The organism is Spirillospora sp. NPDC048819 (genome assembly GCF_040650055.1).
Lineage (GTDB): Bacteria > Actinomycetota > Actinomycetes > Streptosporangiales > Streptosporangiaceae > Spirillospora.
Genome location: NZ_JBEZGN010000037.1, coordinates 1 through 23,291, shown reverse-complemented (window position 1 = coordinate 23,291; position 23,291 = coordinate 1). Strand labels below are relative to the sequence as shown.

General features: G+C 69.6%; 24 protein-coding genes. 8 read left to right on the top strand and 16 right to left on the bottom strand.

Going from position 1 to position 23,291, the window contains the following annotated elements; genetic code table 11:
• Positions 1-101: 101 nt before the first annotated feature.
• Entirely contained in the window at positions 102-941 is an 840-nt protein-coding gene (locus tag AB0C35_RS36025; protein ID WP_358466174.1) for a DUF2470 domain-containing protein, read from the bottom strand.
• Between the two features lie 64 nt (positions 942-1,005).
• On the opposite strand from AB0C35_RS36025, the gene rpsD reads away from it, so the two are divergent.
• Positions 1,006-1,611, top strand: coding sequence for a 30S ribosomal protein S4 (gene rpsD, locus AB0C35_RS36020; protein ID WP_358466172.1), 606 nt, complete (start codon positions 1,006-1,008; stop codon positions 1,609-1,611).
• On the opposite strand, the gene AB0C35_RS36015 is transcribed toward rpsD, so the two are convergent.
• The 10 genes from AB0C35_RS36015 to AB0C35_RS35970 form a co-directional block, all read right to left on the bottom strand.
• Positions 1,612-2,106, bottom strand: a complete 495-nt coding sequence (locus tag AB0C35_RS36015; protein ID WP_358466170.1) for a MarR family winged helix-turn-helix transcriptional regulator — start codon at positions 2,104-2,106, stop codon at positions 1,612-1,614. It abuts the gene before it with no gap.
• Between the two features lie 96 nt (positions 2,107-2,202).
• Positions 2,203-3,204: a hypothetical protein gene (locus tag AB0C35_RS36010; RefSeq protein WP_358466168.1), complete on the bottom strand. Its 1,002-nt coding sequence runs from the start codon at positions 3,202-3,204 to the stop codon at positions 2,203-2,205.
• A 23-nt stretch (positions 3,205-3,227) separates the two neighbouring features.
• Positions 3,228-4,526: an MCE family protein gene (locus AB0C35_RS36005; RefSeq protein ID WP_358466166.1), complete on the bottom strand. Its 1,299-nt coding sequence runs from the start codon at positions 4,524-4,526 to the stop codon at positions 3,228-3,230.
• Complete coding sequence (locus AB0C35_RS36000; RefSeq protein WP_358466164.1) at positions 4,523-5,626, bottom strand: MlaD family protein; 1,104 nt, start codon at positions 5,624-5,626, stop codon at positions 4,523-4,525. Before AB0C35_RS36000 ends, AB0C35_RS36005 begins: the two co-directional genes overlap by 4 nt.
• Entirely contained in the window at positions 5,626-6,705 is a 1,080-nt protein-coding gene (locus AB0C35_RS35995; protein WP_358466162.1) for an MCE family protein, read from the bottom strand. The genes AB0C35_RS36000 and AB0C35_RS35995 overlap by 1 nt, the downstream gene beginning before the upstream one ends.
• Positions 6,705-7,727, bottom strand: a complete 1,023-nt coding sequence (locus AB0C35_RS35990; protein ID WP_358466160.1) for an MlaD family protein — start codon at positions 7,725-7,727, stop codon at positions 6,705-6,707. Before AB0C35_RS35990 ends, AB0C35_RS35995 begins: the two co-directional genes overlap by 1 nt.
• Positions 7,727-8,806: an MlaD family protein gene (locus tag AB0C35_RS35985; protein WP_358466158.1), complete on the bottom strand. Its 1,080-nt coding sequence runs from the start codon at positions 8,804-8,806 to the stop codon at positions 7,727-7,729. The genes AB0C35_RS35990 and AB0C35_RS35985 overlap by 1 nt, the downstream gene beginning before the upstream one ends.
• Positions 8,803-9,843, bottom strand: coding sequence for an MlaD family protein (locus tag AB0C35_RS35980; protein ID WP_358466156.1), 1,041 nt, complete (start codon positions 9,841-9,843; stop codon positions 8,803-8,805). The genes AB0C35_RS35985 and AB0C35_RS35980 overlap by 4 nt, the downstream gene beginning before the upstream one ends.
• Complete coding sequence (locus AB0C35_RS35975) at positions 9,840-10,694, bottom strand: ABC transporter permease (protein WP_358466154.1); 855 nt, start codon at positions 10,692-10,694, stop codon at positions 9,840-9,842. The genes AB0C35_RS35980 and AB0C35_RS35975 overlap by 4 nt, the downstream gene beginning before the upstream one ends.
• Positions 10,694-11,497, bottom strand: a complete 804-nt coding sequence (locus AB0C35_RS35970; protein ID WP_358466152.1) for an ABC transporter permease — start codon at positions 11,495-11,497, stop codon at positions 10,694-10,696. The genes AB0C35_RS35975 and AB0C35_RS35970 overlap by 1 nt, the downstream gene beginning before the upstream one ends.
• Positions 11,498-11,822: 325 nt before the next feature.
• Between AB0C35_RS35970 and AB0C35_RS35965 the strand changes: the two genes are divergently transcribed.
• The 4 genes from AB0C35_RS35965 (at position 11,823) to AB0C35_RS35950 (ending at position 14,837) form a co-directional block, all read left to right on the top strand.
• Entirely contained in the window at positions 11,823-12,413 is a 591-nt protein-coding gene (locus tag AB0C35_RS35965; protein ID WP_358466150.1) for a MarR family transcriptional regulator, read from the top strand.
• A 72-nt stretch (positions 12,414-12,485) separates the two neighbouring features.
• The gene (locus tag AB0C35_RS35960) at positions 12,486-13,316 is read left to right on the top strand and encodes a lytic transglycosylase domain-containing protein (RefSeq protein ID WP_358466148.1); all 831 of its coding nucleotides are present in this window, start codon (positions 12,486-12,488) and stop codon (positions 13,314-13,316) included.
• Between the two features lie 70 nt (positions 13,317-13,386).
• Entirely contained in the window at positions 13,387-14,052 is a 666-nt protein-coding gene (locus AB0C35_RS35955; protein ID WP_358466146.1) for a TetR/AcrR family transcriptional regulator, read from the top strand.
• A gap of 137 nt (positions 14,053-14,189) precedes the next feature.
• Positions 14,190-14,837, top strand: coding sequence for a TetR/AcrR family transcriptional regulator (locus AB0C35_RS35950; protein ID WP_358466144.1), 648 nt, complete (start codon positions 14,190-14,192; stop codon positions 14,835-14,837).
• Between the two features lie 25 nt (positions 14,838-14,862).
• Here AB0C35_RS35950 and AB0C35_RS35945 read toward each other — a convergent pair whose 3' ends face one another.
• Positions 14,863-15,603 (bottom strand): hypothetical protein, encoded by a 741-nt coding sequence (locus AB0C35_RS35945; protein ID WP_358466142.1) that lies wholly within the window; start codon positions 15,601-15,603, stop codon positions 14,863-14,865.
• A 1-nt stretch (position 15,604) separates the two neighbouring features.
• Between AB0C35_RS35945 and AB0C35_RS35940 the strand changes: the two genes are divergently transcribed.
• Complete coding sequence (locus AB0C35_RS35940; RefSeq protein ID WP_358466140.1) at positions 15,605-16,132, top strand: hypothetical protein; 528 nt, start codon at positions 15,605-15,607, stop codon at positions 16,130-16,132.
• Between the two features lie 148 nt (positions 16,133-16,280).
• Here AB0C35_RS35940 and AB0C35_RS35935 read toward each other — a convergent pair whose 3' ends face one another.
• The 4 genes from AB0C35_RS35935 to AB0C35_RS35920 all read right to left on the bottom strand — a co-directional run bounded on the left by AB0C35_RS35935 (position 16,281) and on the right by AB0C35_RS35920 (position 21,883).
• Positions 16,281-17,498: a helix-turn-helix domain-containing protein gene (locus AB0C35_RS35935; protein ID WP_358466138.1), complete on the bottom strand. Its 1,218-nt coding sequence runs from the start codon at positions 17,496-17,498 to the stop codon at positions 16,281-16,283.
• 252 nt (positions 17,499-17,750) lie between these two features.
• Positions 17,751-18,953, bottom strand: a complete 1,203-nt coding sequence (locus AB0C35_RS35930) for a helix-turn-helix domain-containing protein (protein ID WP_358466136.1) — start codon at positions 18,951-18,953, stop codon at positions 17,751-17,753.
• A gap of 239 nt (positions 18,954-19,192) precedes the next feature.
• Positions 19,193-20,587 carry a hypothetical protein gene (locus AB0C35_RS35925; RefSeq protein WP_358466134.1) on the bottom strand — a complete coding sequence of 465 codons (1,395 nt, stop codon included), beginning with the start codon at positions 20,585-20,587 and terminating at the stop codon, positions 19,193-19,195.
• 1,092 nt (positions 20,588-21,679) lie between these two features.
• Entirely contained in the window at positions 21,680-21,883 is a 204-nt protein-coding gene (locus AB0C35_RS35920; RefSeq protein ID WP_358466132.1) for a hypothetical protein, read from the bottom strand.
• A 507-nt stretch (positions 21,884-22,390) separates the two neighbouring features.
• Here AB0C35_RS35920 and AB0C35_RS35915 point away from each other — a divergent pair.
• Both AB0C35_RS35915 and AB0C35_RS35910 read left to right on the top strand, forming a co-directional pair.
• On the top strand, positions 22,391-22,588 hold the full coding sequence (locus AB0C35_RS35915) for a hypothetical protein (protein ID WP_358466130.1): 198 nt from the start codon (positions 22,391-22,393) through the stop codon (positions 22,586-22,588).
• A 64-nt stretch (positions 22,589-22,652) separates the two neighbouring features.
• Positions 22,653-23,162, top strand: a complete 510-nt coding sequence (locus AB0C35_RS35910; protein WP_358466128.1) for a helix-turn-helix transcriptional regulator — start codon at positions 22,653-22,655, stop codon at positions 23,160-23,162.
• Positions 23,163-23,291: the final 129 nt, after the last annotated feature.

The following is a 23,291-nucleotide window of genomic DNA, read 5'->3' as shown; positions in this document are numbered from 1 at the left end:
GACCCGAGCATCACCCGGCGAGGCCCCCGCGCACCATCCGGGAGATCACCGCCAAAACCGATACGTACGTCCGGGGGCGCGACGGCCCGTACTACGGGTCTCTACGGAGTGGCGCGGGCGAACAGGCGCCGGTACACGTGGCGCAGGCCGTGGAGATCACTGACAGGCTCGGCGAACGAGAGCCGCAGATCGTACGACGGGGGCCCGCCGGGCTCCGGCGCGGTGCAGCGCAGCCACATTCCGTGCCGGTCGAGCGACAGCGGCCGGACGGGCCCGGGCGGGACGGACTCGGGCAGCAGCCTCGTCAGCTCGTCCCGGTGGGCGGAGTCCAGGTGCGTGAGGATACCGGCCTCGACGGCGACGAACGGGTCGGGCGCGGCGTCCGCGTACTCCTCCGGCTCCAGGGTGGCGCTCCCCCACGCGTCGTCGACCTCGACCTGCGCGACCTCCAGCGCCAGGATCGTCCACTCGCGTCCGCCCCCGTGTCCGGCGAGCCCGTGTCCGGCGAGCCCGTGTCCGACCTGTCCGAGGCCGGTCCGCTCGTCGCCGAGGTCGAGCAGCTCGGGACGCGGGTGGGCGCGGGAGAGCCGGAGCGCGGCGGTGCGCAGTTCCGCGGCGGGGATCTCGGTGAGCCAGCCGTGCAGCCAGGCCCGCCCGCGGACCCGGTCGGCCAGCGTGACGGGGGCGACGTCGGAGATCCGCAGCGTGGCGGGCATGTCCGGCTCGGCGGCGAGCGCGGCGGCGATCGGCGAGGCGGTCTGGACGAGCAGCAGCGGCCTGCCGTCCCGGTCGGTCGAGTGCGCCGGGACGGGCGCGTACGGGACGCCCGGCGCGACCAGGACGCCGTCGGCGATGCCGTAGGCGAGCGTCCGCGCCCGCTCCGCCGCCGTCGGCCCGCCGGTCGTCTCCGTGCTCTGCGTGATCTCCGCTCGCGGCACCATGCCTCCTTGACCTAGTAGGTTAGCCTTACCTAACTTAGGCATACCTAACCATCAAGGGAGAGTGATGAACACCCCCCGTCCCAAAGTCCGCATCTCACGTGCCCTCGGCATCCCGCTGACGCCGAAGGCCGTGAAGTACTTCGAGGCCCGCCCTTACCCGCCCGGCATGCACGGGCGCGGCCGCAAGCAGGAGAGCGACTACAAGGTCCGGCTCCGCGAGAAGCAGCGGCTCCGGGCGCAGTACAACATCCGCGAGGCGCAGCTCCGCAACGCCTTCGCCAAGGCCGCCGGGTCCGGCGGCAAGACCGGTGAGGCGCTGATCGTCGACCTGGAACGCCGGCTGGACGCCCTCGTCCTGCGGTCCGGGTTCGCCCGCACCATCTACCAGGCCCGCCAGTTCGTCGTGCACCGCCACGTCCTGGTCAACGGCCGCCGCGTCGACCGCCCCTCCTACCGGCTCCGCCCCGGCGACGTCATCACGGTCGCCGGCCGCAGCCGCACGATGGACGCCTTCCAGGTCGCCGCCGCCGGCGGGCACGCCGAGACCGTCCCGCCCTACCTCGACGTCCGCCACGACGCCCTCGCCGCGCAGCTGACCAGGCTCCCCGAACGCCGCGAGATCCCCGTCGTCTGCGACGAGCAGCTGGTGGTGGAGCACTACTCCCGCTGATCAGTGCAGGGCGCCGAGCTCTTCGCGGGCCGTGGTCCGGAGGGTGCGCAGGGCGTCGACGAGGACGCGGCGCTGGTCGCCGGTCAGCGGGCCGGCGAAGTGCTCGCGGAGCGTCTCGGCGTGGACGCGCAGGGCCTCGTCCAGCTTCGCGCGGCCCGCGGCGGTCAGCTCCACCAGCTGGCGGCGGCGGTCGCCGGGGGCCGGTTCGCGGCGGACGAGGCCGGCCTCCTCCATCCGGTCGATGATCCGGGTCATGCCGCCGCTGGTCAGGATCAGCTCACCGGCCAGTTCGCCCATCGTCCGCGGGCGATCGCCGGCGGCGCCCGACAGCTTCAGCAGCACCTCGAAGACGGCGTGCCGGATACCGCAGCGGCGCTCCAGCTCGCGGCCCGCGATCCGCTCCAGGACCGCGGCCGCGCCCAGCAGCACACCGAAGTCGTAGACCACCTCGTCCGGGACGACCGTAGCCGTCCCGGGTCCGTCGTGCCTCGTCACGGTCGACATGATGCCGCGCCTCCGTCCCCTTTATCCGCACAACGCGCGGCGCCCCGCACACCTTCCGTGCGGGGCGCCGGTTTCGTCCGGGGGACCTCAGTCGCCCGGCTTCTCGCTCTTGTCGGGGGCGGGTGACTTGGACGCGCCGCCGGTCGGGGCCCCTGGAAGCTGCCCCTGCTGCTGGCCCTTGTTCTGGTCGTTGACGCCAGACGGATACTGCTGGGTGACCTTCCACTCGCCGTCGATCTTGCCCAGGGACAGCCGCAGCAGCGTCGCCGGCTGGTCGACGGCTCCGTCCTTGGTCTTCAGCGAGACGTCCACCATGACCACCGCCGTGGCGAACTTGCCGTTGACGCTGCCCACGAAGACCTGGTTGGTCTTGGAGGACAGCACCACCTGGGGGTCGGTCTTGAAGGCGTTGGCCACGGTGGGCAGCGTGGTGTTCTTGAACTCCTCCAGCAGGTCGCCGCCCATCAGCTTCTGGGCCTTGTCCGCCTGCTTCTGGTAGTTCTGCGCGTTGTAGTTGAACGCCATGTCACCGTAGGCGGAGGCGACCTTGCTCACGGCCTCCCGGTCGTCCTTCTCCGACGACAGGCCGCTCGCGGTCTGCCACTGCCAGATCGCCAGGCTCGCCAGCAGCGCGATGAGGACGACGACCACGACGGCCTGCGTCATGCCGAGGCCGAGGATCTTCGGCTGGGCCGCGCGGTCCCCGGAGGACCCGGCGTTCTCGCGGGCCGGCGCCTTCTTCGGCGCCTCCTCGTCCGCGTCCTCCTCCGGGGGTTCGAGGCGGCTCGGACGCGGCTTCGCGGCCGGCCTGGCCGCCGCCTTCTCCGTCTTCACCGCCTTGGCGGGACGGACCGGGGGCTCCTCCTCCGCCTCCTCGGACTCCTCGGCGTCCTCGGCGTCGAGGGCCTCCAGGACCTCGTCGAGATCCTCGTCGTCGATGACCTCGATCACCCGCACCCGCCGCTTGCGCTTGGCGGCGGGACGCGCCGGCTTCGCCGCGGCCCCGGTCTCCCCGGTCTCCTCGGTCTCCGCCTCGGCCGGGACCGCCTCGGCCTCGTCGGCCTCGTCCTTGCCGGTCTTGGCTGTCACTTCGGATACTCCTCGGGGTTGGGTCAGTCCTTGTCCCGGCGGCGCAGGCGGGTCAGGCGGGAGAGCACGGGCACCGAGCCCATCATGACCCTGATCAGCACCAGCAGTGCGATGACCGGGGGAACGTACACTAGCCACATCGGCGGCCCATCAGAAGAGTCACCGTTGTTCGCGGCCTTCTCCGCCTGGATGCCCTGCTTGTCGAGCGCCGGGTCATGGGTCGGGATCGTCTCGCCCGGGTTCTTGGCCTTGTAGGGCTTCTGGTCGGTCAGCCCGGGGGTGCGGCCGCCCGCGCAGGTCGGCACCTTGTTCACCTTGGGCTGCGGCAGCGGGTACTTGTACTCCAGCGCCGCCTTCTTCGTCGTCGTGATCTCGAAGAAGACGTTCAGGACGGGCAGGCCCTTGTCCATCCCGATCACGTTGTTCAGGACGACCTGGAGGTCCGGCGCCAGCGCGATCGTCTTCCGCAGGTCCTGGAGGTACCGGGGGTTGTGCTTCGACAGGCCCAAGTTGCCGAGCGTGTCGACGGTGCACTCGAAGTCGGGGCCGGTCTTGTCCAGCAGGTCGTTGACCGTGCCGAGCAGGGTGGGCCCCCGGTCGCGCAGCTCGGCGAGCTCGCCGCGGACCTGGCTGAGCGCCGTGGTGAGCGCGGCCAGGTTGTCGATCCCGGCGCCGAGGGATCCGCGGTTGGTGTTCAGGACGTGGGTGATCCTGGCGAGGTCGTTGGTCAGCCCGTCGAGCAGTTCGGTGTTCTCGGCGAACGTGGCCGTCAGGTCGTCGCCGCCGTTGATGATCTGGCGGAGCGACTCCTCGCGTCCCGACCAGCCTTCGGCCAGCTCGTGCGTGACGACCTTGGCGTCCTCGGGGTCGATGGCCTTCAGGCTGTCGATGACGGCGCCGAACAGGTCGCCGTACTTGGGCGGGACGCTGGTGTGCTCCACCGGGATCCGCGCGCCGGGCTCCATCGGCGGCGCGTCGGCCTTGCCGGGCCCGGGGGTCAGCTCGACGACCGGCTCGCCGACCGCGGACTTGCGGGCCGCGGCGGCGGTGACCCCCTGCGGGATCTTGACGCCCCGCTCGATGTCCAGCCGGACGACGACCTTGTCCTTCTCCAGATCCACAGAGTCGATCTTGCCGATCCGCAGGCCGAGATAGTCGACCTCGAAGTTCGGGTGCAGGCCCGGCGACGACTCGAACTCGACCGTGATGTGGTACGGGCGGTCGATGAAGTCGAACCGGACGACGTTGTTGAACGCCCACACCACCATGATCACGGCGAGGGCGGCGAAGACCGCCAGGTTGATCGTGATTCGCGTGCTCATCGGCGCGGCTCCAGGATCTTCTCGAGGTCCGGCAGCGCGGTCCCGATCTCCTTCGGGATCTCGATCGTGCTCGCGGGTTTCGCCGGCCCCTGGGAGCCGGGCAGGAGCGGCGTCCCGTCGGGCCAGACGATGTGCAGGATCGGGTAGAGCAGCAGCTGGCCGTCGTAGGTGGCCTTCGGCAGCCGGTCCGCGAACATCACCAGACCGTCCACCAGGCCGGTGAGGCGCTTGCGGTTGTTGCCGAGCTGGTGGAGGACGGGGTCGAGGTCCTGCAGCAGCGTGCGGAACCGCTGGATGCGTCCCTCCAGGACCTTGTCGTTCAGCTCGCGGGCCAGGAAGGTGAGCCGGTCCACCGTTTTGAGGATCTTTTCCTTGTCGTCGTTCAGCAGCTTGGTGGTGCGTTCGATCTGGACCGGGGCCTCTTCCAGGGCGTCGCCGCCCTTGGCCAGGGAGCGGCCGAGCCTGCCGAGCCGGTCGATCGACTCGCCCAGCTCGCGGCGCTGGTCGGCGAACAGCTTCACCAGGCCGTTCGCCTGGGCGATCGTCTTGTTGAGCTTCTCGCCGTTGCCGTCCAGGGCGGTCGCCCCCGCGTTGACGACCGTCGCCACGTCGTCCCCGGCCAGCGCCTCGATCAGCGGCCCGGCCTGTCCGACGACCTGCTCGAAGGACGGCTGGACGCTGGTGTCGGCGATCGCGGCGCCGTCGGCGAGGAAGGGGCCGGTGTTCATGCTCGCGCCCGGCGGAATCCGCAGTTCCACATAGTTCTCGCCGAGCAGCGACGTCACCCTGATCTCGGCCCGGGTGCCCTTGGGGATCTTGATGCCGTCCTCGACGGACAGCGTCACCTTGGCCTTGTAGCCGTCGAGCTCGACCTTGGTGACGCTGCCGATCGTGATGTCGGACATCTGCACGCTGTGGCCGGCGACGAGCTGCTGCACGTCGGTGAACGTGGCCGTCAGGGTGAGGTCGCCCTTCGGGGCGCCCGCCGTCTGGTAGGAGCAGCCCGAGACCGCCAGGGCCATGGCGACGACGAACGCGATGATCACCCTGCTCGCGGCGCGGGGTGCGGGAAGTCGCCCTCCCTCCGTGACTCGGCTCATCAGTTGCCTCCGTTATCCCAGGGACAGTTGGAGTTGGGCGGGGGCAGCGGGCAGCCGACCTCGTCGGTGTCCATGAGGCCCTTCAGCCACGTCCGGAGGAACGCGTCGGTGGCGAACCGGATCTGCAGCGACTTGTTCTTCGGGTTGTAGGCGCCGAGGAGCGCCCCGCTGATACCGGGCAGCACTTCGAGCAGCTGGGCCAGTTCCTTGACGTTGCCCTTGAGGATCAGCGCGACCCTGGTGAGGACCGCCAGGTCGTACGGAAGCTTGCCCTTGTACTTCTGGAGCAGCTTGTCGCCGTTCTTGGACAGCTCGACCACGCCGCGGATGAGCTGCTGGAGCTCGCCGCGTTCGGCGCTGAGCACCCGGGACGCCTCTCCGAAGTCCCGGATCAGCGTGCCGAGGACCTGCTCGCGTCCCCGCACCACCCCGGCCAGCCGGCTGAGGTTCTGCGCGACCTGGATCAGCTCCTTGTCCTGCCCGGCGACGTTCTCGACCAGGCGGGCGCTCTGTTCGAGGGTGGCGTTGAACTGCTTGCCGTTGCCTTCGAGGTTCTCGGCGGCGGTGCCGAGCGCGGACTGCATCTTGGTCGGGTCGAGCGCGTTCGCGAGGTTGGTGAACGACTTGAGCGCGTCGTCGACCTCGACCGGGACGTTGGTGCGCTCGATCGGGATGACGTTCGAGGTCTCCTTCGGCTGCCCCGGCTTCCACGCCGGGTGCAGGACGAGGTTGCGCTCGCCGATCAGGTTCAGCGGGACGATCGACGCCTGCACGCCCTTCGGCAGCGGGACGTCCTCGTCCAGGTGGAACGTCACCTTGACCTTGTCGCCCTGGTTCTCGACCTTGTCGACCAGGCCGACGTCGGCGCCCATCACCTTGACCTTGGACTCCTCGTAGAAGGAGCGGGCCTTCGGGACGTAGACGACCATGGTGCGCTCGCCGCCTCCGGACGGGGCGAGCGAGCAGCCGCCGAGCGACGCCGTCAGCGCCAGGCACAGCGCGATGCCGATTCCCCTCACCCGGCTTCTGCCCGGGAGCGCGGAGGGGCGCTCCTCCGCGTGGGCTTGGTTCTCGCCCATCAGTTGCCTCCCTTCGGCCGCCGGGTGGAGATCGGGCCGGGCGGCTGGAGCGGGCCGAGCCCGGTGAGGACGCCCTCGATCCAGGCGCCGTTGCCCTTGAGGTTGGCGACCTGCTGGAACGTCGGCCCGAGCAGCGAGAAGTTGGTGTTCAGCGCGTCCATGTTGGGCGCGAGCCGGGTGGTCAGGAGGTGCAGGTTGTCCAGCAGCGTGTCCAGTTCCTTCTGGTTCTTGGAGATCACGTTGGACAGCGTCTGGACCGTCCGGCTGCCCTGCCCGATCGTCGCGGCCAGCTCGTTGCGGCGCTCCACGAGGGTGCGCAGCAGGACCTGGCTGGCGTTGATGATCTGGCGGAGCTCCTCGTCCTTGCCCGCGAGGGTGCCGGTGATCGTCTTGCTGTTCTCGATCAGCTTCTGGATCTCGGGGTAGGAGTCGTTCAGCATCCGCGACAGGTCCTGGATGTTGGCCAGGATCCGGTGGAGCTTCGCCGCCCCCGGAGACTCGATCTTGTTGATCTGGGTGAGCAGCTTGTCGATGCTCTTCTGGTCGAGCTTGCCGACGATGTTCTGCGCGCCCTCCAGCGCGTCCGGGACGGTGAACGGGACGCTGGTGCGCGCCAGCGGGATCCGCCGCTTCGACTCCGGCACGTCCGCCATGTAGGGCTTGGCGACGGGGCCAGCGAGCCGCAGGTACCGGCCGCCGAGCAGCGTCGTCGTCGTGATCTCGGCCCGGGTCTTCGGCCCGAGGTCGATTCCGGCGTCGACATGCCAGGTGACGATGACCTTGCCGGTGCCGAAGTCGGGCCGCACGTCGGTGATCCGGCCCGCCTTCACGCCGGCGACGCGGACGTCCTGCCCCTTCTTCAGGCCGGACAGGTCGCTGAACTCGCCGCTCATCGTGTAGCCGCGTTCGAACAGGTGCAGCTGGCCGACGGCGAACGCGAACACGCAGGCGGCGCCGACCGCGACCAGGGTGACGATCGCGACGATCTTGTGGTTGACGTCCCGCAGGGACTTCAGCGCCATCAGCCGCCACCTCCCTGGAGCATCTTCCGCAGCTTGGCGAGGTCGGCCTTGTCGGGCTGGCCCGTGCCGGGCGCCCTCGGCAGTTCCATCGGGAACGGGCACGGCCCCTGGACGATGTTCAGGCAGAGCGCGTTGGTGCGCAGGAAGTGGCCGCCGTTGGCGGAGGCGAACAGCTGCCGCAGCGTCAGCGGCAGGGTCTGCACCATCTTCTCCAGCTGGTCGACGTTCAGCCGGAACGTCTCGCTGAACTTGCCGAGGTTGTCGATGATGCGGGCGAGTTGCGCGTCCTGGCCGCCGAGCACCTGGTTGAGGTTGGTGGTGACGCCCGCGATCTCCACGACCGCGTCCTCCAGCAGCTTGCGGTTGTTCGCGAACACCGTGGCCAGCGACTCGAGGTTGTCCACGCTCGCGGCGATCTGCCGGTCGCGCTTGGCGACCGCCGTGCTCACCGTCTCGTAGTTGTCGATCATCCCCTCGATCGTCTTCTTGCGGACCGCGAACGTCTGCAGCAGCGCGTCCAGATTGTTGGTCAGCACCGAGATGTTCTGCTCGTTGCCCTCCAGCGCCTGGGTGAACGAGAAGAGGATCTTGTTGAGCTGGTCCGGGTCGAGGTTCCGGGTCAGCGGGCCGAGGGCGTTGACGATGGCGCCGAGGTCCACCACCGACCTGGTGTGCGGGACGCGGTCGCCGTCGCCGAGCTTGCTCCCGCTCCTGCCGGGCTCCAGGTAGATCACCCGCTGGCCCATCACGTTGCGCCAGCGGATCGCGGCGGTGGAGTCGTCCGGGATCCGGACCTCCTTGTCGACCTCCATCTCGACCACGGCCTTGCCGCGGACGACCTCGATGCCCTCGACCCGCCCGACGGGCGTTCCGGCGATCTTCACGTCGTCGCCTTCGAGTAGGCCGGTGACGTCGTCGAACGTCGCGGTCAGGGCGTAGCGGTCCTTGAAGCTGGTGCCGAGGATCATCTGGCCGATGTAGAACGTGAGCAGCGAGGTCAGCACCACGAACACGACGAACTTGAGCAGCGTGGCGTAGTCGGGCCCGCGCGCGGTCTTGCCGCGCAGCAGGGTGCTCATGGCCGCCCCCCGTTGTTGTTCTGCGTGGGCGGGCAGACGTCGATGATGATCTGGCAGATGTCCAGCGGGAGCGTGTTGCGCGCCTGGGCGATCACCGTGTTCTCCGGGCCGGGGACGCGGATGATCTGTGCCAGCAGGGAGAAGAACCCGTTCAGGCTGTCGATCAGCACCGGGATGTTGCGGCGCTGGTCGTCCAGCACCGCGACGATCTTGCCGCCCTCATCGACGATCTTGCCGAGGTTGGCGCCGTGCCCCTGGAGGGTGGTGCCGACCTTGTCGCCGAGTTCGCTCGTCTGGGTGAGCAGCTGCTCGATCTTGTCCGGCTTCTCGGTGATGACCTGCGAGAGCCCGTTGAAGTCGGTGGTGATGCGGACGATCGTGTCGCCGCGGGCGGCGAACGTGCCCGACAGGCCGTTGAGGTCGTTCAGCAGCGCGTTGATGGCCGCCCGGTCCTGGTACGTCGCGTCGACGACCTTGGCGCCGTTGCCGATCGTGCGGCGCAGCGCCGGTCCCTGCCCGGAGAGCCCGGCGCCGAACGTGTGCAGGATCGTCGCCACCTCGTCCGGGTTGATCGCCTTGGTCAGCTCGTAGGCGGGCCAGGCGGTGTCGGACAGTTCCTCCGGGTCCTGCGTCTTGGTGATCGTCGAGCCGTCCTTCAGGTACGGGCCGGTCACCTCGTGCGCGCCGAGGTTGAGCGCGAGGTCCTTCGGGCCGAACACCGAGATCGGCTCGATCGCCGCGATCGTCGTGTCGGCGATCTGGACGCCCTCGTCGACCCGGAACCTGACCTTGACGCGGCCCTTGTCGTCGAGCGAGAGCTCGTCGACGGTGCCGACGGCGATGCCGCGGATCTTCACATCCGACTTGCCGGGGTCGAGGCCCTGGCCCGCTCGTCCGAACGTCGCGTTGTAGTACGTGGAGCCCTCATGCGACGGCGTCGACCCCACGGCGACGAACACCGCCGCGGCCGCGATGACGCCGGCGCCCACCAGACCGAAGATCGTCCGGGAGCGGCTGGACAGTGTCTCCTCGCTCATCCGGTCAACTTCACTGTGCTGCCGTGGCCCCAGAAGATGTACGACAGGACCAGGTTCATGAGGATCATCAGGATGGTCGACTCCCGGATCGCGCGGCCCGCGGCGACCCCGACGCCGACCGGGCCGCCGGCCGCGTAGTAGCCGCGGTAGCAGTGGATGAACATGATGATGAAGGCGAACACAGCGACCTTGATGACGCTGTAGAACACGTCGATCGGCGGTAGGTAGAGGTGAAAGTAGTAGTCGTAGATGCCGGGCGAAAGACCGAAATACTGGATCGTGATGAACCTGGTGGCGAAGAACGCCATGAACAGTGACACCAGGTACAGCGGCACCAGCGCGATGACGCCGGCGGCGACCCGGGTGCACACCAGGTAGGCCAGGGAGTTGATGCCCATGACCTCCAGCGCGTCGATCTCCTCGGAGATCCGCATCGCGCCGATCTCGGCGGTGAAGCCGGTGCCGACCTGCGCGACCAGCGCGACGCCCGCGATGATCGGGGTGACCTCGCGGACGTTGGAGTAGCTCGCGATCAGCCCGGTGAACGCCTCGGCGCCGATGCGCTCCAGCCCGGGATAGCCCTGCAGGCCGACCATCGCGCCGGTGGCGAGCGACATCGTCGCGATGACGAAGATCATGCCGCCGCCGATGACCAGCGCGCCGACGCCGACGGTGATGTCGCTGACCTGTTTGGCGAGCGTCTTGCCGTACTTGCGCCGGAAGATGATGTCGACGAACAGGTGGTAGAGGACCCGGCCGAGGAAGACCGGCATGTTGGCCGACGCGGCGAGACCCGTGGTCCGGCCTCTGACGGCGCGGCCCAGCTTGCGGACGGGGGAAATGGCGACCATCACAACCTCGGGGGGAACAGGACCTGGTAGATCATGGTGAGGATGTAGTTCGTCGCGAACACCACGATCGAGGTGACGACGACCGCCCGGTTGACGGCGCGGCCGACACCGACGGGGCCGTAGTCGCAGTTCATGCCCATGTAGCAGGCGACGGCGGCGGCGATGAACCCGAACACCCACGCCTTGAACAGCGTGATCAGCAGGTCCGAGAACTGCAGCAGGGAGGTGGCGCCGTCGAAGAACGCTCCGGGGCTCACGCCCTGCTGGATGACGTTGAAGTAGTAGCCGCCCAGGACGCCCGCCAGGATCACGACCGAGCAGAGCAGCCCGGACACCATGCTCGCCGCCCACAGCCTGGGGGTGACCAGGCGGTGGATCGGGTTGATGCCCATGACCTCCATGGCCGCGAGTTCGTCGCGGATGTTGCGGGCGCCCATGTCGGCGGTGATGGCCGAGCCGCCGACGCCGGAGACCAGCAGCGCCGCGGCCAGGGGCGCGACCTGCTGGATCATGGCGGCGGTCAGCAGCGCGCCGGTGCCCGACTGGGCGCCGAGTTGCCGGGCGATGTCGCCGACCTGCAGTGAGATGGTCGCGCCGAGCGGCACCGCGATGAGCATCACCGGGACGCTCGTCACGCGGGCGAGGAACCAGCACTGCTCGATGAACTCGCCCCACCACTGGCGGACGTCCCAGGTGCGGCGCAGCCCCTCCAGGAGGGTCACGCACAGCAGCCCGGTCTCGTCGAGGGCGCGCCCGACGCGTCTGCGTGCCAGGTCCGGGGCCTTCGTCAGGCTCATGGCCATCAGCCGGCGACCTCCCCCGAAGGGGGCCGGCCGCCTCCGGGGGGCGAGCCCCCGGAACGGGTGTGAGGAAGGGCCATTGCAGCCTCCTTACGTTCTCGGACGTCGGCGCTCATCCGATGCACCGGCTTCGACCGGGCCACGGGCGGCGCCCAGGTCCTTGCTCTTCGCGCGCGCCACCTTGGTCTCGGCCGAGACCGGGATCACACACGATGCCGGGCGCCCTAGCAAGCACTCGGGCACCGTTTGTGATCTGAGGCACTCTATTGGAAGAAGGTCTAAGAAGCGAGTACTTACATGTTGATTTGTCCGAAGCTACGATCGGCCGGTGCGAACCGAGGCGCGACGAGGCGCAACAGAGGACGTGGAACTCGAGATGGACGACGGCGTCGACCCGCTGGTCATGGGCGTCCGGGACCGCTGGGAGGGGCAGGGGCTCCTCGGCGGGCCGTGGCCGTTCATGGCGATCTGCGCGGTGGGACGGCTCAACCAGTTGCTCAAGAAGGCGCTGGACGTCGAGCTGAAGCGGCTGGATCTCACCCAGACCGGCTACTTCCTGCTGACCACGCTGGCTCTCATCAACCGCGGCCAGGCACGGCTGAGCACGCTCGGCCGGTTCATGATGATGCATCCGACGACGGTGAAGCTCACCGTCGACCAGCTGGAGGCGGCCGGGCTCGTCTCCCGCGCCCCGCATCCCCGCGACCGGCGGGCCACGCTCGTCGAGATCACCTCCGCGGGACGCGAGCGGGTCAGCGAGGTCGCCCTGGCGCTGGAGGCGCCCGGCGGTGAGCTGGCCGCCTTCGACGGGATGCACCGCGACATCTTCGAAGCCCTGCAGCCGGCGCGGCTGGCCGCCGGCGACGTGGAGCTGCCGAATCCGGGCTCGGGACGGAACCGGAGGCACCGCGATGGGTGAACCGTGTGCCACCCTGTCGGCGTACTTCCTCATCGTGGACATCGACCCCGGGCGATAAGGCAGTCTTCTCCTATGCCAAAGAGTCACGGCACGCGCAGAAGTTCCGACGGCGGCAGACGGCGCACCCGGGTGCCCCCGCCCCGGGAGGCGCCCGACGCACGCGGCGGCGGCCGGAGCCCGAACGGCCCGTACGACCGCCGCGACCCGTACGGGGCCGACGCGATGGACGACTTCCAGCCGCCGAAGAGGCGGTGGCTGCGGCGGGCGCTGACCAGCAACGTCACCATCATGATCGTCGCGATCGCGGCGATCGGCTCGGCGGTGGTGCTGGTCGACATCGACAGGTTCGTCAAGGACGACACCAAGCCCCCGAAGATGGCAGCCGCCGGCCTGTCGACCAACGACATGCTCACGAAGCTGACGGCCGCGTCCGAGATCGACCCGGTCGCGGCCGACGCGATCGCCGCCGCCAAGAAGCGCGCCTACGAGGAGCACCAGCGCGAGCTGAAGCGGCTCAAGGAGAAGGCCGAACGCGATGCGAGGGCGCGGGCGAAGCTGAAGGCCCAGCAGGAGCGGGAGCGGCTCGCAAAGTCCAACCCGAGCTCCAAGCAGAACAAGGCGTACGGCAAGAAGATGAACGCCTTGAAGGGGTGGAGCCGCTGCTGGCCGTCCCTTCTGACGCTGTGGAACCACGAGAGCGGCTGGAACGAGCGGGCCGAGAACCCGTCCAGCGGCGCCTACGGCATCCCGCAGTCGCTGCCCGGCAGCAAGATGGCCAGCGCCGGAGGCGACTGGCGCACCAGTTCCCCGACCCAGATCGCGTGGGGGCTCGGCTACATCAAGGCCCGCTACGACGACCCGTGCGGCGCGTGGGCGTTCTGGCAGTCCCACAACTGGTACTGAGCCGCCCGCTCTGAGGCGCTCCGGGGCGCGATTCCCCGTGTGGGAGCGCGTGGCCTGGCACCATGGTGGGATGCGGACGAGCAGGGCACGGCAGGCGAACGGCGCGGGTGAGAACGGCAACGGCAACGGCGGCGAGGGTGCGGCCGGCGGCCGCCAGTGGGCGCGGGCCGACGCCACCCGGCAGGCGCTGCTGACCGCGGCGCTGGAGGTCTTCGCCGACCGCGGCTACGCCGACGCGGGCATCGCCGAGATCGTCGAGCGGTCCGGGATCAGCGTCGGCAGCCTCTACCACCACTACGGCGGCAAGGCCGGGCTGTACGTGGCGCTGTGGGAGCACCTGAGCGACGAGCAGGAGGCGGCCGCGGCGCAGGCCGTGTCCGCCGCGCGCAAGGACGGCGAGTCCGACCCGATCGCGCTGTTCATCGCGGGCGCCCGCGCGTACCTGCTGGTGTGCTGGGAGCGGCGGGAGGCGGCGCGGCTGTTCCTCGGCGGCGAGGGCCCGTCCGGGTCGTCGCTGATGCGCCGCAGCCGCGCCCAGCACTGGATCGCGCAGAACACCAAGCTGCTGCGCGGTTCCGCCGGCGACCAGGCGGGCCGGCCCGAGCAGGTGCTGAGCCTGGTGCTGACCACGGTGATCGGCGAGGCCGGGCGGGAGATCGCCACGGCCGAGGACGAGACCGAGGCCGCCGAGATCATCGAAGAGGTGTGCCGCATCCTGATCCGGCTGGCCCGCTGAGGGACGACCTGCCTGGTGGGCGGACCGGCACCGGGCGGACGGCGGGGCGCGGGTGACGTTTCGGGTCACACGTGACGCCGCGGACCGTTATCCTGACCTCTGGGTTACCGGTTCCTGACGGAAAGTCGAAGGGCTCCATGCCAACGTCAACCTGGTTCCGCCTCAACGTCGCCAAGCGCGAGCGGGTGCTCGAGGTGGCGATGCGCGAGTTCGGGGAGAACGGGTACTCGACGGGCAGCCTGAACACCATCGCGCGCGAGGCAGGCATCGCCAAGGGCTCCCTGTTCCAGTACTTCAGCGACAAGCTGGAGTTCTTCGCGTTCGTCTGCGACGAGACGTCCCGCCGCATCCGCGAGGAGATGGAGCGCCGCATCGAGCGGATCGACTTCGACCAGTCCTTCGACGAGTGGCTGTTCGACGTCCTGTGCGACTGGACCGAGTACATGGCGGACCATCCGCTGGAGCGCGGCGTCACCGCCGCGACGAACTTCGAACTGGACAACAGCGTCCGCTCCGTCGTCCGCGACACCGCCAACCAGCACTACCTGCAGGTCGTCCACCCGACGCTGCAGCTCTGGCAGGCCCAGGGCGCGATCCGCGAGGACGCCGATCTCGACGTCCTCGCCACGCTGATCCTGACCATCCTGCCGTTCCTGGCGCTCGCGCCGTACTACGACGGCCTCGACCCGATCCACGACCTGCGCGGCCGCACCCCGGCCGAGCAGCGCCCGGTGATCCGGCAGCTCCTCGCGGGCTTCCGCCCGATGTTCGCTCCCGACAAGTGACCGGCGCCCGCGTCCGGGGGCCTGCCTAGAGGCGGGCGGCGCGGGCCGGTCTGACGGGCAGCAGGACGAGCCGGACGGGACGCACCCGCGCGGGCTGCGGCGGCAGCGCCCGCAGCCGTGCCGCGGTGAGCCGTTTGCCGGTGAGCCGCAGGCGCTTGCGCTGGGCCCGCGGCAGCGGAATCCGCACGGTGTAGGCGCGGCGGGCCAGCCGCAGCCGGAGCAGCAGCAGCGTCACCGACGCCGTCATCGCGGCCAGGAAGCCCGCTTGAAGGGCGGAGAGCCGCTGCACGGTGAACGTCTCGTCCTCGATCGTGCGCAGGCCGGCGACGGGCACCAGCGGCATCGGGCTCGCCGCGATCTGCGGTGAGGCGATCGGGGGCAGCGCCACCTGCGGTCCCTTCATCCCCTTGAGCGGGTTGAAGTCGGACGGGGTCAGCGGCGGGACGCCGGGCGGCAGGCTCGCCAGGCTCACCCCCGGCGGCGGCGCCCCGGAGGGATCGGTGATGATCAGCTTGTAGCTGCGGGACACGCTCCGGGCCTTGGCGGCCGAGACGGTGGCCTTCACCGTGATGATGCCGGGATCGGCGCCGGACGGGGCGCGCACGGTCGCGATCGCCGCGGCTCCCCCGCCGCCGACGGCGCCGAGGTTCTGCGTCCGCGGGCTCACCGAGGCGCCGGAGGCCGACATCCGCAGGACGGTGCTCTGCGCGACCGCGTACGCCGACGACACCTCGACCGTCGCGGTGACCGAGCCGCCGGGCCGCATCGTGGCCGACGACACCGTGAGCCCGAGTGACAGCACAGGGTTCTTGGGCTTGCTAGGGGTGCCCGGGGTCCCCGGCGGATCCGTCGGGGTCGGCGTCGGTGTCCCAGTGGGGGTCTCGGTCGGTGTCTCCGTGGGAGTCTCGGTCGGCGTCTCCGTCGGTGTCTCAGTCGGAGTCTCAGTGGGCGTTTCCGTGGGAGTCTCGGTCGGCGTCTCCGTGGGAGTCTCGGTGGGAGTCTCGGTCGGCGTCTCCGTCGGTGTCTCAGTCGGAGTCTCGGTCGGCGTTTCCGTGGGAGTCTCGGTCGGCGTCTCCGTGGGAGTCTCGGTGGGAGTCTCGGTGACGCTCGCGGTGGGCGAGGGAGTGGTGTCCGCGTACACCGGGTGCATGCCCGTCAGGCTGATGAGCGCCATCACGCCGAGTCCCGCCAGGAACGAACGCGCCGAACGTGAGCGCACCCTGATCGCACCTCCACCCCGATCGCGGCCATCCCGCCGAATTGCTCCGAATTGGATGGAAGCATGCGGCGAATAGGCAATCAAGGCCGCCCGGCAATGTCATTGCCGGATGCTCACGGACGGCCGTACCCGCATTCGCCGATTATCAGCAAGTGAGCCTTTTCCCGGCGCCCGGCGGAACGCGTCCCGGCGCCCCCTGGGGAGGACGCCGGGACGAAGAAAGATCAGTTCATCCGGCCGTCGCCGCCGCCTTCCGCGGCGCGCCGCCGCAGCGACGTCGCGCGCAGGACGGCCTCGATCGCGAAACGCGCGTCGGGATCGTTCAGCCGGTCGCCCAGGATGCCTTCGAGCTGCCTCACCCGGTAGCGGACGGTCTGCGGGTGGACGTTCAGTTCCTCGGCGATCTCGGCGGCGGTGCCGCGGCTCACCAGCCAGGCGCGCAGCGTGTCCAGCAGCCGGTCGCGCTGCCGGATCGGGAACTCCGCCAGCTCGCTGAGGTGCCGGTGCGCGAGCCTGTCGACGAGGGCCTGATCCGACAGCAGCCACAGCGTGACGAGGTGGTCGTCGCAGTCGGTCACCGGGCCGTCCCCCAGGACGCCCGCGTCCACCAGCCGGAGCGCGTGCCGCGCCCAGCGCAGCGAGTCGGCGACGCCGTCGACCGGCACCCTGGGGCCGGCGACGAGCCGCCCCTCGGGCAGGACCCGCAGCAGCGCCCGTCTCCGCTCCTTGGTCAGCCCGCCCGGCACCACCAGGAACGGCTCTTCCGCGGTGAGGTCGGCGAGCACGTCGTCGTCCATGGCCGCCCGGACGTACGGGGCGCCGGGCGGGGCCGCGACCGCGGTCATCTCGTCCGGGATGGGCCACTGGGCCCGTCCGGCGGCCTCGGCGAGGACGCGCTGGGAGCCGAGGGGGCGCAGCAGCAGCTCCAGCAGCCGCCTGCGGTGCGCCTCGACCTCTCCGTCCGGCTGGGCCTCCATGTAGCCCTCTAGGGCCAGCGCGGCCAGTTCGTCGATGTAGGCGAACAGCGCGTCGGCGAGCTGCGCCATGACGTCGCTGGACAGGTGCCGGCGGGGGCCGACCTTCATGACGCGGCGCCACGCGACCTGCGCGCCGATGCGGAACGCGGCCTGCAGCGTGTCGAGCGTGCGGCCCTCCTGGGACTCGAACCTGCCGAGCCTGCGGTAGGTCTCGCGGTAGCGTTCGCGCGGCGCGCGGGGGTTGGCGACCTGCTCGACGAAGTCGGTCAGCGCCCGTTCCACACCGATCTGCAGGGCCTCGACGTACGGCCCTTGCATCGGCCTGCCGTATTCGGGGATCGACCTCCGCACCTCGTGGATGATCTCTTTGGAGAGACTGGGCAGCTCCGGGCGCATCATGACCGCCAGCCGGCGTGGCAGCCTCGGCCTCGGCTGCACCGCCCCCGGCGTGAGCGTCCTGGTCATCGGGACACCTCCGAGAACGCCGCCGTCACGGGCCCTGGCGTTTTACCGGGCGGGGGCACCCGGCGTCCCGGACGGTCGGCTCTACTACGGAAACGCCAAGGGCGCACTGAGCGGGGACCCCTGTGCGCCCCCGACAGGTTGTGAACTGAGACACATCGAAGGTAGATCGAATACACCGCACCTCAAGGTAAAGGGAAGGTAAAATCACTCACCGTCGTTACTATAAACACGCACCGTCGGGCGTGGTTTTACTCACCGCATTGACGGCCTCCGCACCTGTCGCAGCCGGTGCGCCCGGAGCACCGCGTCCAGCACGAATCGCGACGCCGGATCGGCCAGTTGCTCGTCAAACGTCTCGCCGAGGCGCCGCATTCGGTACCTCACAGTCTGCGGATGCACGCGCAGCCGCCGGGCGGTTTCGACCGCGTTTCCCTGTGCCTCCAGCCACGCACCGAGGGTTTCGGTCATGCGAGATCGCTGGGTCCGGCTCATCCCCGTCAGCGCCCCCAATTGGCGCCGCGAGAGCTGGTCGAGCAGAGCCTCGTCCGACAGCAGCCACAGCTCCAGCAGATGCTGTTCGCACATCGTCGGACCGCCGTCGTCCAGGACGCCGGCCTCGACGAGCGCCAGCGCCCGCCGCGCCCACCGCAGCGAATGGGCCGCCTCCGCCAGCGGGACGGTCAGCCCCACCGCGGACCGGCGTTCGGGCAGCGCGTTGACCAGCATCTGCCTGCGAGCCGTGTCGAAGGGCCCGGGCACCAGCAGGTGGGGTTCGGCGTCGCCGAGGTCGGCGAGGACGTCCTCGTCCAGCGCCGCCCGGACGCACCGCGCCCCGGCTGGCAGCGCGACCAGCGTCGCCTCTTCCGGCAGCGGCCAGCCCGCGGCCTCCGCCGCCTCGGCCAGCGCGCCGCCCGGCGCGCCGGGGCGCAGCGCCATCCGCAGCAGCCGCCGGTGCTCGCCCGCCAGCTCGTCCGCCGACCGCGACCGCGCCTCCAGATATCCCTGCACCGACAGCGAGGCCAGCTCGTCGATGTAGGAGAACAGGGCGTCGGCGAGCTGCGTCATCACCCCCGACGGCAGCCGCCGCTGGTGCGCGACGTCGGCGACCCGCCGCCACGCGACCTGGACCCCGACCCGGTAGGCGGCCTGCAACGTGTCCAGGCTGCGTCCCTCGTACGCCGCGCTGCGCCCGAGTTCCCGGCACAGCTCATCCCGGTGCTCGTGGGTGTCGCCCACCCCGGTCACCTGGTCGACGAACGCGGACATCACCTGCTCCACGCTGGCCCGGATGGTCGGCTGACGCACCGTTCCGCCCCGCCGGGCGTCCTCCGGCACCGAGCGCCTGACCTCACTGATGATCTCTTCGGCGAGGGACGGCAGTTCGGCGCTCAAAATGGCGATCACCTGTGGCGGGACCGGCCCCGGACGCCCTCGCCCAGCGAGGGTCCCCGTCATCGTCCACCCTCCTTCGCGCCGACAGAGGAACGATGCAAAGAAACGTAACCCAGCCGCGTCCGCCGCGCACCATTCCTGAGAAACTTTCACAGTCTGTACGGGGTTCTCTACGCAGGCAATTATGCGGTTATCCGCATCCGCCACGCCCCTTCCATCACACCGGTGCTCACTCAGCGAGTAAATGCCCCTCCGCGTCAATCACCAGACGATAAACTCGGAGACCGATGCCCACTGAATTGTTACCGGCCGGGCCGTGACGTGCGGCGCTTCAGGGCGGCGAAGGCCACCGCCGCCGCCAGGAGCAGGGCGGTGTAGACCCAGAGGTGACCGGGATCGCGGAACAGGTCGTCACCGGTTCCGCGCCTTCCGGGTCCCTGCCAGTGCGCGAGCAGGCTGCAGGCACCGGTGACCGTCGCGAACACCAGCGGCCCCAGCACGACGGGCAGCCGCCCGTCCCTGGCGAGCCACACCCCGAGCGAACCGATCGCGGCGGTGCCGGCGGCGGCGAGGAGGGCGAGCATCAGCACGGTCACCCCGTCCGGGCGTATCACCATCGTCACCGCGAGCGCCACACCGCACAGCCCGCACCCGCCCACGGCTGTCCAGCGCCGCCAGGACGGGAACGCGGCGGCCGCCCCTACCACCACACCGACCGCGATCCAGAACCACATGCTGATGGGTTCGGCCGATTGGATCAGCGCATCCGTCGGACCGGAGATCCCGACGACGACCGCCGACGCGACAACGGTCCCGGCGAACGCCCGGCGACCCGCAATGAGGGCCGCCACGAGACCCGCCGCCAGCAGCAGCGCGGAGGCGGCCACGTCGAACTCGCCGTCGCCGATGAAGGCGGCCGGGACGAACACCGCGGCGGCGACCGCCCCCGCGAGGGCCGTGCCGCGGCCCATCGCGGGCTCGACACGCGATGACGGCGCCGCCAGCTCGGGTCGCCCGTCGTAGCGGCGGTACAGCATCATCACCAGCAGCCCCCCGCCGACGGCGGCGAGCAGCATTCCGTCATGCAGGAGGCTCTGGACGCCGGACGCAGACAGGCCGCGGCGCAGCAGCATGAGTTCCACGATCCGCACGTCGGTGGCCGCACCGAACACCTGGGCGCCCAGACCCGCACCGACCAGCACCGCCCCCACACCTGCCGCCCTGATGTGGACGAGCCACAGGCCCGCGCCCAGCGTCCCCAGCAGAACCAGCTGCGCCCCCGCCGCCACCGACCCGTACACCAGCCAGCCCGTGTCCTCGTCGGTCCCCCGCGACGACAAGAAGAACACGAACTCCCCAGGGATCGTCAGCACGACACCCGCGACGAGCAGCCACGGCCAACTCCGCCGCACCGACCACCACAGCGCCGCGACCGCGGCGACGGTCACCCCCGCGACCAAAGCGGCCGCCTCGACCGAAACCAGGCCAGGGTGGATACGGAACACGTCAGCGAACCCGGGCGCGCGCCCGGCCTCGCTCCCAACCTCACCCCCGATCTCGCCCCCGCCCTCACTCCCGGGCGACCCCGCGACGGCCACCGCCCCGAGCGTGCCGACCGCACACAGCAGAACCGCCCCGATCACCCAGGGCCGGCTCGGCTCGAGCACCGTCTTCGCAGGCGCTGCGGAACTCTTCATGCTGCCCACCCGCATTCCGTGACGGCTCTGCGCCCGCAACCTCCAGGTCTCCACCGCAGAACATGAGCGGGGCAAAGCCAGTAATGGCATCAGGCAGCGGCCGCCAGGCCAACGCAGCCTCAGACGGAAACGCCGCCACGGCCCGGCCGGACTCCTTATGGTCGCCTCTGCGGGGTGGCGGCGCCATTCCGACAGCGCCGACAGCCTCGGCCCTGCCCGGCGCACACAAGAGCCGCCACCCGGCCCGCTCTTCGGGCCCGAAGTAGTCCTCGATCGCGTAGGCGGTGTCGAAGGTGCGCTCGATGTCCAGGAGTTGACCCATAGGCGAGTTCGCTCAACGTGCGGCTGACCAGCTTGTCTACCCCGAGACCCGAGTCGGGGATTTCGTGTAATCAGGGTTGTCGTTATCGACGGAATCCATTCGACTGCCGTCCCTTGCCCGGGGCAACCGTGGGACGAGCATCGGACGCATGCTAACCCGCCAGGTCATTTCGTACTAGATCCCTGTCCGGAAACGGCCGTACGTTATCATTGGCTGATAAAGTCACCGACCATGGCGACTCGCTCGATTGCCAGCGAGCGAGAACGGGATCCAGTTGGTACGAACTGGCCGTCGCGTATTCAGATCGCTTCGATTTTCCCATATGAAATGTGAACGCATTTCGTCGAGTAGCGGCCACTCCCGGTAAGGTGACGCGCCATGCGCCAGCGCGCCTCAGTCTCATGGGCATATGTGCGGTCCTTGGCACGGCTTCGTTGTCAATCCCTGAAATCGTGTAGACGGTGTTATGCCACTTCGGCCCTGAGCTGGGCCGGTGATGCCTTCCGTCGCTCTGCCATCTGACGCTCGAAGGTGATCGGAGCGAGCCCCGGGCCTCGACATCCCCTGGTCGTGTGGTGGTCGGCCGCTGGCATGGACACGCATGGCCGAAGCACCGGCACGCGGGCCCTGACCGTGGTGCCCTCAATGCTGGAGCCCGCCGAGATCCAGCAGGAGCCGGACTCCCCATCGGAGACGGACCAGTGACCCCCGGGTAACCGCAGGGGCGCTCCCCGGTCGGCGGCGGAGACGATGGCGTGCGTCCCAGGCTCTCAGCCCGGGGCGCCGGTCAACTCGGTGAGCAGGCCCTCGACGCGCTTGCGGAGCTGGTTGCCGGATCGGGAGCGGCGTCCGCGCCCTGCCCCGCAGAGTCGTCCAGGACTCAGTCCTTGTTGCTGGGGTGCGGCGACGTCGTGGTGGGCGCGGCGATGATGGACCAGGATGATTCGCTCCCAGGCCTTTGCCACGGCGCTCACGACGATACCGTTGCTTTCGGTGGATCTAATCACACCCTAAGCGCCGTCCGAAAAGGCGGTCGACGGGGGATGCCGTCGCGCTCCGGGATCGTGTCAGCACGGTCGAGGGATGCCCAGTTCCAGCTCCAATGGGCTCTACCGAAAACAAGAAACCCCCGGTGGCAGCCGGGGGCTCTCACAGGCCTGCTGACCAGCGGCTATCCCGTGTACCGAGCAGGAAACGCTTGTCGATGACCTAGATCTATACTTCACGACAGCGGGAGTTTCAACATCGTGGGAAACCCTTAATCTTCGCAGCTCTTTGTAAGAGCATGTAAAAATCTGTATCAGTTTCCGAATCGGACATTGGTGTCAATATCTGGAAGAGGTCTGGACTGCCGTCTGCACGCTGGCCAAGATATGTTCCCAAGAAGCTCGATGGCGGCCCTTCGGGCGGGGCATGGCAGTGCCCGGCTCCCATAGCCAGGGCCCCAGCAGAGTCCCGTGTACCGAGCAGGAAGGCCGCCGATGAAGATCTCGATCTGCGTCGAAATCAGCCCGTCCATCGCTACGGCAGTGGTGGGAGCATTGCCGCTCACTACCGTTTTGATCTACCTGGCCATACTCAACGTCTCGGGCACCGTGTCCGCGCGTGCCATGCTTCCTGTGCTCGCACTGAGCATCATGCTGGCAGCCACTCAGGCCTACCCTCGGCCACGCATGTGACCTGGGCGAATCAATGACATCGCCTCAAGATGCCCCCCTCGAACTCGGCAGGCCGCGATTCCCGTTGACCAACCGCGAGTGGGAGATCGCACGGCTCATCGCGGATGACCTGTCCAACCAGGAGATCGCCGACGAACTCATCGTCTCGGTGAAGACCGTCGAAAGCCACATCAGGCATATTTTCGCCAAGCTCGACATCGCGTCCCGGGCCGGTGTGCCCCGCTGGGTACACCGAGAGCCTGCCCCCGTCGCCAATCGCCCGTCGGCCAATCACGCCCACGACGATCTCAAGCCAGACCCCCTCACCGCCCGGACGGATGCCCAGCTGGAGCACCTCCTGCGGAGGTTCTGGACCTGGTCCGACCACCCGTCCTCAAGAGAGATAGCCGCCAGAGCCGGCGGCGTGTTCTCCCACGCCACCATCAGCAAGCTGCTGAACGACCGTCCCGGCAAACCGCCACTGAAGCTCAAGTACGTCCTGGGCATAATCCGCGGGTGTGGAGGTGATGCGCTAGAGGAGCAACTGTGGGCGACAGCATGGCGCCGCATCCACCTCAGCGCAGACCACCTATGACTGTTGCGGGGGGGGGGGGGCGGGCGCCCCCCCGCCGCAGTTGGTGGCGCCCCCCGGCGGGGGGGGGGCCACCCCGCGGCCCCGGGGGGGGGGGCCAGCCCCCCCATAGGGAGAGCACACCGCGGAAAA

What these genes read in the sequence shown, in the direction of transcription:
- AB0C35_RS35925 (WP_358466134.1), bottom strand. Translation starts at nt 20,587, where the DNA reads ATGAAGAGTTCCGCAGCGCCTGCGAAGACGGTGCTCGAGCCGAGCCGG.
- AB0C35_RS35930 (WP_358466136.1), bottom strand. Translation starts at nt 18,953, where the DNA reads ATGACGGGGACCCTCGCTGGGCGAGGGCGTCCGGGGCCGGTCCCGCCA.
- AB0C35_RS35935 (WP_358466138.1), bottom strand. Translation starts at nt 17,498, where the DNA reads ATGACCAGGACGCTCACGCCGGGGGCGGTGCAGCCGAGGCCGAGGCTG.
- AB0C35_RS35970 (WP_358466152.1), bottom strand. Translation starts at nt 11,497, where the DNA reads ATGGCCATGAGCCTGACGAAGGCCCCGGACCTGGCACGCAGACGCGTC.
- AB0C35_RS36005 (WP_358466166.1), bottom strand. Translation starts at nt 4,526, where the DNA reads ATGAGCACGCGAATCACGATCAACCTGGCGGTCTTCGCCGCCCTCGCC.
- AB0C35_RS35990 (WP_358466160.1), bottom strand. Translation starts at nt 7,727, where the DNA reads ATGGCGCTGAAGTCCCTGCGGGACGTCAACCACAAGATCGTCGCGATC.
- AB0C35_RS36025 (WP_358466174.1), bottom strand. Translation starts at nt 941, where the DNA reads ATGGTGCCGCGAGCGGAGATCACGCAGAGCACGGAGACGACCGGCGGG.
- rpsD (WP_358466172.1), top strand. Translation starts at nt 1,006, where the DNA reads ATGAACACCCCCCGTCCCAAAGTCCGCATCTCACGTGCCCTCGGCATC.
- AB0C35_RS35955 (WP_358466146.1), top strand. Translation starts at nt 13,387, where the DNA reads ATGCGGACGAGCAGGGCACGGCAGGCGAACGGCGCGGGTGAGAACGGC.
- AB0C35_RS35945 (WP_358466142.1), bottom strand. Translation starts at nt 15,603, where the DNA reads ATGCGGCCCGGCGGCTCGGTCACCGCGACGGTCGAGGTGTCGTCGGCG.
- AB0C35_RS35950 (WP_358466144.1), top strand. Translation starts at nt 14,190, where the DNA reads ATGCCAACGTCAACCTGGTTCCGCCTCAACGTCGCCAAGCGCGAGCGG.
- AB0C35_RS35915 (WP_358466130.1), top strand. Translation starts at nt 22,391, where the DNA reads ATGAAGATCTCGATCTGCGTCGAAATCAGCCCGTCCATCGCTACGGCA.
- AB0C35_RS35960 (WP_358466148.1), top strand. Translation starts at nt 12,486, where the DNA reads ATGCCAAAGAGTCACGGCACGCGCAGAAGTTCCGACGGCGGCAGACGG.
- AB0C35_RS36000 (WP_358466164.1), bottom strand. Translation starts at nt 5,626, where the DNA reads ATGAGCCGAGTCACGGAGGGAGGGCGACTTCCCGCACCCCGCGCCGCG.
- AB0C35_RS35985 (WP_358466158.1), bottom strand. Translation starts at nt 8,806, where the DNA reads ATGAGCACCCTGCTGCGCGGCAAGACCGCGCGCGGGCCCGACTACGCC.
- AB0C35_RS35995 (WP_358466162.1), bottom strand. Translation starts at nt 6,705, where the DNA reads ATGGGCGAGAACCAAGCCCACGCGGAGGAGCGCCCCTCCGCGCTCCCG.
- AB0C35_RS35975 (WP_358466154.1), bottom strand. Translation starts at nt 10,694, where the DNA reads ATGGTCGCCATTTCCCCCGTCCGCAAGCTGGGCCGCGCCGTCAGAGGC.
- AB0C35_RS35980 (WP_358466156.1), bottom strand. Translation starts at nt 9,843, where the DNA reads ATGAGCGAGGAGACACTGTCCAGCCGCTCCCGGACGATCTTCGGTCTG.